Annotated in this window: 7 protein-coding genes; all 7 read left to right on the top strand. The window is 64.7% G+C overall.

The genetic code is table 11. The features are described 5' to 3' along the window. Positions 1 to 406 precede the first annotated feature (406 nt). The 7 genes from IHV84_RS13075 to infB all read left to right on the top strand — a co-directional run bounded on the left by IHV84_RS13075 (position 407) and on the right by infB (position 11,829). Positions 407 to 1,165: a c-type cytochrome gene (locus IHV84_RS13075; RefSeq protein WP_198847178.1), complete on the top strand. Its 759-nt coding sequence runs from the start codon at positions 407 to 409 to the stop codon at positions 1,163 to 1,165. Continuing rightward, complete coding sequence (locus IHV84_RS13070) at positions 1,162 to 2,487, top strand: cytochrome c (protein WP_198847177.1); 1,326 nt, start codon at positions 1,162 to 1,164, stop codon at positions 2,485 to 2,487. The genes IHV84_RS13075 and IHV84_RS13070 overlap by 4 nt, the downstream gene beginning before the upstream one ends. 51 nt (positions 2,488 to 2,538) lie before the next feature. Next, positions 2,539 to 2,943: a thioredoxin family protein gene (locus tag IHV84_RS13065; protein ID WP_044400859.1), complete on the top strand. Its 405-nt coding sequence runs from the start codon at positions 2,539 to 2,541 to the stop codon at positions 2,941 to 2,943. A 63-nt stretch (positions 2,944 to 3,006) separates the two neighbouring features. Next, a complete protein-coding gene (locus IHV84_RS13060; RefSeq protein ID WP_198847176.1) occupies positions 3,007 to 6,573 on the top strand; it encodes a DEAD/DEAH box helicase in 3,567 nt (1,188 codons plus the stop codon). A 194-nt stretch (positions 6,574 to 6,767) separates the two neighbouring features. After that, positions 6,768 to 7,361 carry a ribosome maturation factor RimP gene (rimP, locus tag IHV84_RS13055; protein ID WP_066695270.1) on the top strand — a complete coding sequence of 198 codons (594 nt, stop codon included), beginning with the start codon at positions 6,768 to 6,770 and terminating at the stop codon, positions 7,359 to 7,361. Between the two features lie 80 nt (positions 7,362 to 7,441). Further along, positions 7,442 to 8,929 carry a transcription termination factor NusA gene (gene nusA / locus IHV84_RS13050; RefSeq protein ID WP_044400867.1) on the top strand — a complete coding sequence of 496 codons (1,488 nt, stop codon included), beginning with the start codon at positions 7,442 to 7,444 and terminating at the stop codon, positions 8,927 to 8,929. Positions 8,930 to 8,952: 23 nt separating this feature from the next. Next, a complete protein-coding gene (gene infB / locus IHV84_RS13045; RefSeq protein WP_198847175.1) occupies positions 8,953 to 11,829 on the top strand; it encodes a translation initiation factor IF-2 in 2,877 nt (958 codons plus the stop codon).

Genomic DNA, 11,829 nt, shown 5'->3' with positions numbered 1-11,829 from the left:
TCGATGCCGTTTAGGGTGGGGGCGTCCATCCCATTGGTTCAAAGTCTTTTTGGAGTTGCACAAGTGTCTTGCCGGGCGCCCGGCTAGGGGATGGGATGCTAGGCGCAGCGCGCGGTCAATAGCCCGTGCTATTGACAAGCGGTGTAACACCGCAGACCGCGCGGCAAGCCACTTGCCCGAAGGGTTGGAGTGAAATCGGGCGAGTGGATGCCCCAGCTGCTTGCATGGGCACGAGCCCATGCGGCGCACCCGAAGCATCCACTCATCCCGATTGCACTCCAATGCAATCTTCAAAAAGACTTTGAACAGGTTCTAAGCCCCGCACCCGGCATGCAGCGCGCTGCGCGCTTAAAGTGCGGGGTGTTGCAGGCCTTGCGCCGCGTTTTTGAACCCCACACCAAGACCCATGATCGATTCTTTACGCACCTGGCTGCGCCCACTGGCGCTGTGGGGCGCCGCCCTGGCTTGTAGCGTCGCAGCCGCGGCGCCCGGCCCCGCTGATTCTGTTCCTGCTGCCCCTGCCGCCACTGTGCCCGCTGGCATGGAATCGCGCGTGCTGGCCTGCACCACCTGCCACGGCAAGGAAGGCCGCGCCACGGCCGAGGGGTACTTCCCCCGCATTGCAGGCAAGCCTGCGGGTTACCTGCACAACCAGTTGCTCAACTTTCGCGATGGGCGGCGCAGTTACCCGCAAATGGGGTACCTCATCGAGCACCTGACGGATGACTACCTGCGTGAAATGGCCGTGCACTTCGCCGCGCTCGACCTGCCTTACCCGCCCCCGCCCGCCCCGCAGGGCACTCCCGCGCAGCTGGAGCAGGGCCGCGCCTTGGTGCAGCAGGGCGATGCGGCGCGCAAGATTCCGGCGTGCGTGCAATGCCACGGCACGACCATGACCGGGGTGGCGCCGTCCATTCCCGGTCTGCTGGGCCTGCCGCGTGATTACCTCAACAGCCAGCTCGGCGCCTGGAAGACCGGCCAGCGCAAAGCCCAGTCGCCCGACTGCATGGCCGACGTGGCCCGCCAGCTCACGCCCGAAGACGTGAGCGCCGTGTCTGCCTGGCTGGCTGCGCAGCCCGTGCCTGGTAACGGCAAGCCGGTGGCCAGCCTGCCCGCTGCGATGCCCGCACGCTGCGGCGGCGTGGCTGAAGGAGGCCGCCCATGAACCCGCAGCGCTTTTTGCGGCTGGTGTCGGGCGCGATGGCCGCCCTGGGCATCAGCGCCGCCGCCATCGTGGCCCTGAACCTGCGCGGCGAGGACCCCTTGCCCAGCGCCGAAACCCTGAAGCCCACCCCCGCCCTGGTGGCGCAGGGCGAATACCTGACCCGCGTTGGCAACTGCATGGCCTGCCACACGGTGCAGGGCGGCGCGCCGTTTGCGGGCGGGCGCGGCATTGAAACGCCGTTTGGCGTGGTCTACAGCTCCAACCTCACACCCGACAAAGCCACCGGCCTGGGCGCGTGGACGTCGGCCGAGTTCTGGCGCGCCATGCACAACGGCCGTGGCAAGGACGGGCGGCTGCTGTACCCCGCCTTTCCGTACACCAGCTACACCCACGTCACCCGCGAAGACTCCGACGCCATCTTTGCCTACCTGCAAAGTCTGGCGCCGGTGGCGCAGGCCAACAAGGTGCATGCGCTGCGCTTTCCATACAGCACCCAGGCGGCGCTGGGCGTGTGGCGGGCCTTGTTCTTCACCCCGGCAGACGTGGCCCAGCCAGCCGCGTCGGCACCGCAGGCACTGGCCACCGCGCAGGTGCCTGACTACCAGCGCGGCGCTTACTTGGTGAACGGGCTGGGCCACTGTGCCGCTTGCCACACCCCCCGCAACAGCTTGGGGGCTGAGCAGCAAGGGCAGGCCTTGGCGGGCGGGCTGATCCCCGTGCAGAACTGGCTGGCCCCGGCGCTGACCGACGCTGCCCAGGCCGGCGTGCAGCGCTGGCCGCAGGCCGATGTGGTGGCCTTGCTCAAGACAGGCGTGGCCCCGCAGGCTTCCGTCATCGGCCCCATGGCCGAGGTGGTGTTCCGCAGCACGCAGTACCTGAGCGATGCTGACGCCCGCGCCATGGCCGTCTATTTGCAGGCGCTGCCCCAGCATGCAGCCACCCCCGCCAAGCAGGCCGTGGCCCCCGTGTCGGTCATGGAGCGCGGCGCCAAGGTGTACGAGGCGCAATGCGCCCAGTGCCACGGCGCGCAAGGGCAGGGCGCCAAGGACGAGGCCGGGCAACCCGCCTTCCCGCCCCTGGCGGGCAACCGCGCCGTGGTGCTGGCTGACCCGACCAACCTGGTGCGCGTGGTGCTGCAGGGTGGCTATCTGCCTGCCACCGCAGGCAACCCGCGCCCGCACGGCATGCCGCCCTTCCAGCACCTGCTGGGCGATGAGGACGTGGCGGCCGTCACCACTTTTGTGAGGAATAGCTGGGGCAACCAGGCAGCGGGTGTGGGTACCATCGAGGTTTACCGCGCCCGCGAGCGGCGCAGCCCCTGACACCGTTGTTGCCCTGGCCCGCCTGATTGGCGGGCTGGAGGAGTTGTATTCATGCCCAGCCACACCGCCTTGCCCGTTGATTCCACTGCCCCCGCCGCCCAGCCCGGCGGCTGGTGGGCCGTGTGCCTGTGTGCCGGCTGGTGCGGCACCTGCCGCGACTACCGGGCGCTGTTTGACGCCCTGGCCCAGGCCCACCCCGAGGTGCGCTTTGAGTGGGTGGACATTGAAGACGAATCGGAACTGGCGGGCGACCTGGATGTAGAGACCTTCCCCACGCTGCTGATTGCCGATGGCCGCAAGGCGCATTTTCTGGGCCCCTTGCTGCCCCAGGCGGCGGTGCTGGAACGGCTGCTGACCACCCTGCGCAGCGGTGCCCCTTCTGGTGCCGCCACCGACCCCATGGCGCAAGAGGTGTTTGACCGCGTGCGTGCAGACCGCACTGTGGCAGGCACTTGATGCTATTAAATAGATAGCTGCTGGCGCTTATTCATCAAGCGCTAGAGGCCAATTTGACCTGTAATGCCTGACACCTTCTGGTTTGACCCCGACTCCTTGCGCGCTCTGTGCGAGGACGGCCCCTGGATGCGTGGCAAGGCCCTGCTGGCCCAAGGCGTGGTGGGCGAACCGGACATTGAGCCGCTGGACGAAGGCTGGCGCATACAGGCCCTGGTGCAGGGCACGCAGCACCTGCCGTATGAAGTGGCCGTCACCCTGGCGGTGATGCCCGATGGCCAGGTGGACTACTGGCGCAGCGTGTGCGACTGCCCCGTGGGGCGCCAGTGCAAGCACGCGGTGGCGTTGATGCTCAAGGCTGCCCGCCTGCCGCTGAGCGACGAGGCCCGCGCTGCCGCAGCCCCGCGCAAGGGCGTGAGCGCGGCGGCAGCATCCTTGTCCGCGCGCGAACGCATGGCCGCTGTGCAGCAGGCCGAGGCCCAGGCCCAGCTGGTGAACTGGCTGGCCGCACTGGACCGCGCCGCCGGGGGCGATGTGGTGCTTAGCCCCACTGACCGCAGTGCGCGGCCCGAGCAATATCTGTATTTGCTGTCGGTGGTGGGCGGCATGCGCCAGCCGGTGCAGCTGCAGCTTGAAGCCGTGGTGTCTTACCCCAAGGTGACCGGTGGCTGGGCCAAGCCCAAGCAGGTGCGCACCCCGCCCTCCAAGGGCCAGGCGGTGTACGACCAGGCCAGCGAGACCGATCGCCAGGTGCTGCAACTGCTGCGCGCCATGCCGCGCAGTCAGGTGTATTACTCGGCCTACAGCGGCGCGCCCTGCGCGGTGCTGGAAGGGCAGGTGGGTTTGCTGGCGCTGCAACAGGCCGCCAGCACCGGGCGGCTGTTTGCCGATGCGGGTGGATCCACCGTGGGCAACGCCCTGCGATGGGGCCCCTCACGCCCCTTGCAGTGGTGTTGGGACGAGTTGCCCGCCCAGCCCGGGGCTTTGTCGGCCGAGCCCGCCTGGCAACTGCGCGCTGCTCTTGCCGGTGACAGCGGCACGCTGTGCCACAACAGCCCGCCCTTGTTCATCGATGCCGAGCAGGGCGAATGCGGGCCGGTAGAGCTGGGCTCTGTATCACCCGCACAGCTGGAGGTGCTGCTCAAGGCCCCCGCGCTGCGCGAGTCGGCCATCGAAAAATACCAGGATGAAATGGCTCGCAGCCTGCACCAACTGCCCCTGCCCCCGGTAGTGCAAAGCGTGCAGCGGTTGCAGGGCGTGGTGCCCCGGCCTTGCCTGCACCTGGCCCCCACGCCGTTGGCCGACCGGCCCACGCTGGGCCTGGTGATGGCACGGCTCACCTTTGACTATGCCGGCCACCGTGGCTGGTGGCCAGGGCAGGGCGCGCAGGTGATGTTGCCGCCGCTGAATGGGGGCGATGGCCCCAAGGTACTGTTGCAGCGCCACCCCCAGGCCGAGCTGGAAGCCATCCAGAAACTGATGGCGCTGGGCCTGCTGGCCACCGACGACGGCGTGTTTGGCCTGCCCGGCGAACGCTCGCAGCAGGCCTGGATGCCCTGGGCCGATGCGGGCTTTGCGGTGTTCATCGAAGCAGGGTTTGACGTGACGCAGGACCCGGCGCTTCAGGGCTGGGTGAGCCATGCACAGAACCTGACGGTGGCGCTGGCGCCGCAGCCGGTGGCTCACGCTGCCAGGCCTGGGCAAGAAGATTCGGGCGAAGAACCAGCGCCACTCAGCGCCTTTGCTCAGGATGAGGGGCGCGATGGCGAGCTAGATGTGATGCTTGATCAGGTGCAAGACACCTCGCCCTGGTTTTCGCTCTCACTGGGCGTGGAACTGGACGGCCAGCGCCACAACGTGCTGCCCTGGCTGCCCGACCTGATCGCCCAGGCCGCGCAGCACCCGCCCGACCCCGCCACCGGGCAGCCGCAGTTGCCGCCGTTTGTCTACGTGCCGCGTGGCGATGCCCAAGGCGGCTTTGTGCGCCTGCCCACCGAGCCGCTGCGCCCTTGGCTGGCCGCCTTGCTGGAGCTGGTGGGCGAACGCGGGGTAGATTTTTCGCAGCCCAGCCTGCGCCTGTCGAGGCTGGAAGCCTTGCGAGCCAGTGCCGCCCTGGGCGAGGGCGCGGTGTGGCAGGGTGCGGCGTCGCTGCAGGCCCTGGTGCAGAAGCTCCAGGGCGCCAGCCCCATCGCCGAGGTGCCCCTGCCTGCCAGCGTGCACGCCAGCCTGCGCCCGTACCAGCAGCAGGGGTTGAACTGGCTGCAGTTTTTGCGCGCCCAGGGCTTGGGCGGCATCCTGGCCGACGACATGGGCCTGGGAAAAACGCTGCAGACCCTGGCCCACATCCAGGTTGAAAAAGACGCAGGCCGCCTCACGGCCCCCGCGCTGGTGATCGCCCCTGTGAGCCTGATGGGCAACTGGCACAGCGAAGCCGCGCGTTTTTGCCCCGGCCTGCGCACCCTGGTGCTGCACGGCGCAGGCCGCCACGAACTGTCGGATTCGGTGGCCGAGCACGATCTGGTCATTGCCCCTTATTCACTGTTGCAGCGCGACCGTGAGCGCTGGCTGCAGTTGCAGTGGCATCTGGTGGTGCTGGACGAGGCACAAAACATCAAAAACGCCAGCACCAACGTGGCGCAGGTGGTGTCTGCACTGCAGGCGCGGCACCGGCTGTGTCTGTCGGGCACACCCATGGAAAACCACCTGGGCGAGATCTGGAGCCTGTTCCACTTCCTGATGCCCGGTTTTTTAGGCAGCCAGCAGCGGTTTCGTGAGCTGTTTCGCAACCCCATAGAAAAACAGGGTGACACCGGACGGCTGGCCCAATTGCGTGCCCGCGTCGCACCGTTCATGCTGCGCCGCACCAAGGCGCTGGTGGCGTATGAGCTGCCGCCCAAGGTGGAAACCGTGATGCGCGTGGAACTGAGGGGTGCCCAGGCCGATTTGTACGAAACCATCCGCCTGGGCATGGAAAAGACGGTGCGCGAAGCCCTGCATTCCAAGGGCCTGGCCAAATCGCAGATCACCATCCTGGATGCGCTGCTCAAGCTTCGCCAGGTCTGCTGCGACCCGCACCTGGTGCCGCTGGAGTCTGCCCGCCAGGTGCGCGAATCGGCCAAGATGGCACAGTTGATGGAGCTTTTGCCCGAAATGCTGGCCGAGGGGCGGCGGGTGCTGCTGTTTTCGCAGTTCACCAGCATGCTCGGCTTGATCGAGGCGGAGCTGCAGGCCCGGGGCTTGCCTTGGGTCAAACTCACCGGCCAAAGCCAAAAGCGCGATGAGATCATCCAGCGCTTTACCAGCGGCGAGGTGCCGCTGTTCCTCATCAGCCTGAAGGCCGGTGGTGTGGGGCTGAACCTGCCCCAGGCGGACACCGTCATCCACTACGACCCGTGGTGGAACCCCGCTGCCGAGGCTCAGGCCACCGACCGCGCCCACCGCATTGGCCAGACGCAAAACCTGTGGGTGGTAAAAATGGTGGCCCAGGGCACGATTGAGGAACGCATTCTGGCCTTGCAGGAGCGCAAGGCGCAGCTGGCCCAGTCCATCTACGGCGGCGAAGCGGCCCGCCGTGAACCGCTGTTCACCGAGAGCGACCTCCAGCAGCTGTTGCGGCCCTTGGGAGCGGACTGAATCGCTGTTGCTAAGTGTGCACTGTCGTTGCAAATCAATGCTTTAAAGAGTACAATCCGGCTCTCACGACCAAACGGGCGGGTACCAACCGCCCGTTTTTTTTGGTCGATTGGTTTTGGAGCTCGAAGCTGTCAGGAGGGGGGTCTTCTGGGGGTTATCGGGTTTTTCGTTTTTCCCGGGATTGAACTGAACACGTGGCACTGCAGCAAATCGTAGAACAAGTTGTGACTGGTCTGGGCTATGACCTGGTAGAGATTGAACGCTCTGCCGGAGGCCTCTTGCGCATCACCATTGATTTGCCCTGGGTGGCTCCGGCCACCGATGCACCCGCCCCGCTGCTGGACCAGTTCGTCACCGTGGAAGATTGCGAAAAGGTCACCCGCCAGCTGCAGTTTGCGCTGGAGGTGGACGGTGTGGAATACAAGCGCCTGGAAGTGTCATCCCCAGGCATTGACCGCCCCCTGCGCCACGAACAGGATTTCGTGCGTTTCGAGGGTTCGGTCATCGACATCACCCTGAAGGCGCCCATGGGTGCGGCAGCGGCCGGTCAGGTCAGCGCCAATCGCAAGAAATTTCGCGGCACGCTGGAGCGTGCAGAGTCTGGTGGCTGGCAGATCGTCTGGAGAGACGAGCCTGCAGTCAAGCCTGGTCAAAAAGTCAGCAAGAAACGTGTTCCGGCGCCGTTGCAGGCACTGGGTTTCACCTTGGATGAATTGCGTGATGCGCGTCTGGCGCCCATCGTTGATTTCAAGGGCCGTGCTGGCAAGGCGGGGCAGGGCGCTGCCTGAGCCGCAGATTAAAAATACAGGATGGCAGGTTGCCCCACGGTGGCCAGCATCTTCAGTGATTGAAATAGGAGAGTCGTCGCATGAATCGCGAATTGTTGATGTTGGTTGAGGCCATTTCGCGCGAGAAGAACGTGGAGCGTGATGTGGTCTTGGGTGCCGTGGAATCGGCTCTGGCCCAGGCTACCAAGAAGCTGTACCAAGGCGAAGTGGATATCCGCGTGTCCATCGACCGTGACAGCGGCAACTACGAGACTTTCCGCCGCTGGCTGGTGGTGCCTGATGATGCTGGCCTGCAAAACCCCGATGCTGAAGAGCTGCTGATGGACGCTCGCGAGCGCGTGCCCGACATCGAGGTGGGCGAGTACATCGAAGAAGGTGTCGAATCCGTGCCCATTGGCCGCATCGGCGCCATGGCTGCCAAGCAGGTCATCCTGCAAAAGATCCGCGATGCTGAGCGTGAAATGCTGCTCAACGACTTCATGTCGCGCGGCGAAAAGATCTTCACCGGCACCGTCAAGCGCATGGACAAGGGCGACATCATTGTCGAATCCGGCCGCGTGGAAGGCCGCCTGCGTCGCTCGGAAATGATTCCGAAGGAAAACTTGCGCAGTGGCGACCGTGTGCGCGCCATGATCATGGAAGTGGACCTGACGCTGCGCGGCGCACCGATCATCCTGTCGCGTTCGGCCCCCGAATTCATGGTGGAGCTGTTCCGCCAGGAAGTGCCCGAGATCGAGCAAGGCCTGCTGGAGATCAAGTCCTGCGCCCGTGATCCCGGTTCGCGCGCCAAGATTGCCGTGCTGTCTCACGACAAGCGCGTGGACCCCATCGGCACCTGCGTCGGCGTGCGTGGCACCCGTGTCAATGCCGTGACCAATGAACTGGCCGGTGAGCGTGTGGATATCGTGCTGTGGTCGGAAGACCCCGCGCAGTTCGTGATTGGTGCGCTGGCACCCGCGAACGTGTCCTCCATCGTGGTGGATGAAGAAAAGCACGCCATGGACGTGGTGGTGGACGAAGAAAACCTGGCCATTGCGATTGGCCGTGGTGGTCAGAACGTGCGCCTGGCTTCCGACCTGACGGGCTGGAAGATCAACATCATGGACGCCGCTGAAAGCGCGCAGAAGCAGGCCAACGAGTCCGACGCCTCGCGCCGCCTGTTCATGGAAAAGCTGGATGTGGACGAAGAAATCGCCGACATCCTGATCTCCGAAGGCTTTGCCACCCTGGAAGAAGTGGCCTATGTGCCGCTGCAGGAAATGCTGGAGATCGAATCGTTTGACGAAGACACCGTGAACGAGCTGCGCGCCCGCGCCAAGGATGCGCTGCTGACCATGGAAATCGCCCGTGAGGAAAGCGTGGAAGAGGTCTCTCAAGACCTGCGCGACCTCGAAGGCATGACCCCCGACCTGATTGCCAAGCTGGCCGAAGGCGGTGTGCATACACGTGACGACTTGGCCGATCTGGCCATTGATGAGCTGACCGACCTGACCGGACAGTCTGCTGAAGAAGCCAAGGCCTTGATCATGAAGGCCCGCGAACATTGGTTCGTGGCAGGGCAAGAGTAAGGTCAGGGAGGCACGAACCAAATATGTCGAGTAATACTGTCGCCGAGTTCGCTAACGAACTCAAGAAATCGCCTGAAACCCTGCTGGATCAGCTCAAGGCTGCTGGCGTGGGCAAGACTGCCGCTTCAGACCCCCTGACCGAGTCTGACAAGCAAAAACTGCTGGCTTACCTGCAGGCCAGCCATGGCACCGCTTCGGCGGATCGCAAGAAGATCACCATGGTGAAGAAGTCCACCAGCGAGATCAAGCAGGCCGATGCCACAGGCAAGGCCCGCACGATCCAGGTGGAAGTGCGCAAAAAGCGCACCTTCATCCAGCGCGATGAAGGCGTTGAGGCGTCTGCGCCGGCTGCCCAGGCGCGTGAAGCTGCGGTGGAAGAATCCGCCGTGTCGCGCGAGGACCAGGAACTGGTTCGCCGCGAGGAAGAAGCTCGTCGCCAGGCTGAGCTGATTCGCCACCAGGAAGCTGAACTGGCTACCAAACGTGCTGAGCGTGAAGAGCGCGAGCGCCGCGAACGTGAAGCGGAAGAGCGCGCTGCAGCCTACGCTGCCCAGGAAGCCGCCAAGAAGGCGCAAGCCTCTGCGCAGCAGCAGGAAGCTACACGCGAGCAGCAGGCCGAAGCGGCTGCCCGTGCCGCAGCCCAGAATGAAGCCCGTGAAAAGGCCGCCGCAGAAGCCAAGGCCCGTGCCGAAGAAGAAGCGGCGCGAGCCCGCGATCTGGAAGAGCGTCGTCGCAAGGCCCTGGCGGAAGCCGAGGCCATTCGCGCGATGATGGCGGCGCCCAAGAAGTCCGTCATGGTGGCCAAGAAGCCTGAGGAACCCAAGCCAGTAGCCAAGCCTGCCGCCGTGGGTGACGCCAAGAAGGGCACCCTGCACAAGCCTGCCGTTGGTACCGGCACAGGCCCACGCAATGCGGGTGCTGCCGCGCCAGCCGCCCCAGGCGGTGGTTCGGGCAAGGAAGTCAAGTCGGCCAAGCTGTCCTCCAGCTGGGCGAACGACACGGCCAAGAAGAAAGAAATCAAGACCCGCGGCGACAGCAGCGGTGGCGTGGGCCGCAACAACTGGCGTGGTGGCCCCCGTGGCCGCCGCGGTGACAACCGCGATCAACGCGACGATCACCAGAACTCCGCACCGGTGGAAGCCCGGATCATCGAAGTGCATGTGCCTGAAACCATCACGGTGGCAGAGCTGGCACACAAGATGTCGATCAAGGCCTCTGAAGTGATCAAGGCCCTGATGAAGATGGGCCAGATGGTCACCATCAACCAGCCTCTGGACCAGGACACCGCCATGATTGTGGTGGAAGAAATGGGCCATAAGGCAGTGGTCGCGGCGCTGGACGATCCAGAAGCCTTCACCGACGAAGATGCGGGTCAAAAAGACGCCGAACTGCTGCCACGCGCTCCTGTGGTCACCGTCATGGGCCACGTGGACCACGGCAAGACCTCGCTGCTGGACTACATCCGCCGCGCCAAGGTGGCGTCTGGCGAAGCTGGTGGTATCACGCAGCACATTGGCGCCTACCACGTCGAAACCCCACGCGGCATGGTGTCGTTCCTCGATACCCCCGGTCACGAGGCCTTCACGGCCATGCGTGCCCGTGGTGCGCAGGCCACCGACATCGTGATTCTGGTGGTGGCGGCCGACGACGGCGTCATGCCCCAGACCAAGGAAGCCATCAAGCACGCCAAGGCAGCCAAGGTGCCGATCGTGGTGGCCATCACCAAGGCTGACAAGCCCGATGCCAACCCTGACCGCGTCAAGCAGGAGCTGGTGGTCGAGGAAGTGGTGCCTGAAGAGTACGGCGGTGATTCGCCGTTTGTGCCGGTGTCCTCTAAGACCGGTATGGGCATCGACGAATTGCTGGAGCAAGTGCTGCTGCAAGCTGAAGTGCTGGAACTCAAAGCGCCTGTCGAAGCCATGGCCAAGGGCTTGGTGATTGAAGCGCAACTGGACAAGGGCCGTGGCCCTGTGGCCACCGTGCTGGTGCAGTCTGGTACGCTCAAAGTGGGCGATGTGGTGCTGGCGGGTCAAACCTCCGGCCGCGTGCGCGCCATGCTGGACGAAAACGGCAAGCCAGCCAAGACGGCTGGCCCGTCGATTCCGGTGGAAATCCAGGGTCTGTCCGACGTGCCGCAAGCCGGTGACGAGTTCATGGTGCTCAGCGATGAGCGCCGTGCCCGTGAAATCGCGACTTACCGTGCTGGCAAGTTCCGCAACACCAAGCTGGCCAAGCAACAGGCAGCCAAGCTGGAAAACGTCTTCAACGAGATGACGGCGGGCGAGGTGCAGACCCTGCCCATCATCATCAAGGCCGACGTGCAGGGCTCGCAGGAAGCGTTGGCAGCCTCGCTGCTCAAGCTGTCCACCGACGAGATCCGTGTGCAGCTGGTGTATGCCGGTGTGGGCGGTATCAGCGAATCCGACGTGAACTTGGCGATTGCCTCCAAGGCCATCGTGATCGGCTTCAACGTGCGTGCCGATGCCGGTGCGCGCAAGCTGGCCGAGTCGAGCGATGTGAGCCTGCATTACTACAACATCATTTACGACGCTGTGGATGAGTTGAAGGCAGCGATGTCCGGCATGTTGGCACCCGAGCAGCGCGAAGAAGCCCTGGGTACCGCAGAGATCCGCACGGTGTTCGTGGCGTCCAAGATCGGTACGGTGGCGGGTTCGTACATCACCTCCGGCCAGGTCACGCGCAACTGCAAGTTCCGCCTGCTGCGCGACAACGTGGTCATCTACACCGGCGAAGTCGAGTCTGTGCGCCGACTCAAGGACGATGTCAAGGAAGTCAAGGAAGGCTTCGAGTGCGGTATCAAGCTGCGCAACTACAACGACATCAAGGAAGGCGATCAGCTGGAGTTCTTCGAGATCAAGGAAATCGCACGGACGCTGTAA

The organism is Acidovorax sp. IB03 (assembly GCF_016406015.1).
GTDB lineage: Bacteria > Pseudomonadota > Gammaproteobacteria > Burkholderiales > Burkholderiaceae_C > Acidovorax > Acidovorax temperans.
The sequence above is the reverse complement of the archived record's forward strand: the minus strand, read 5'-3'. Positions and strand labels throughout refer to the sequence as shown.

Bases quoted from the DNA above. Each gene is read 5' to 3' on its own strand.
- nusA (WP_044400867.1), top strand. From the start codon at position 7,442: ATGAATCGCGAATTGTTGATGTTGGTTGAGGCCATTTCGCGCGAGAAG.
- IHV84_RS13060 (WP_198847176.1), top strand. From the start codon at position 3,007: ATGCCTGACACCTTCTGGTTTGACCCCGACTCCTTGCGCGCTCTGTGC.
- IHV84_RS13065 (WP_044400859.1), top strand. From the start codon at position 2,539: ATGCCCAGCCACACCGCCTTGCCCGTTGATTCCACTGCCCCCGCCGCC.
- IHV84_RS13075 (WP_198847178.1), top strand. From the start codon at position 407: ATGATCGATTCTTTACGCACCTGGCTGCGCCCACTGGCGCTGTGGGGC.
- infB (WP_198847175.1), top strand. From the start codon at position 8,953: ATGTCGAGTAATACTGTCGCCGAGTTCGCTAACGAACTCAAGAAATCG.
- IHV84_RS13070 (WP_198847177.1), top strand. From the start codon at position 1,162: ATGAACCCGCAGCGCTTTTTGCGGCTGGTGTCGGGCGCGATGGCCGCC.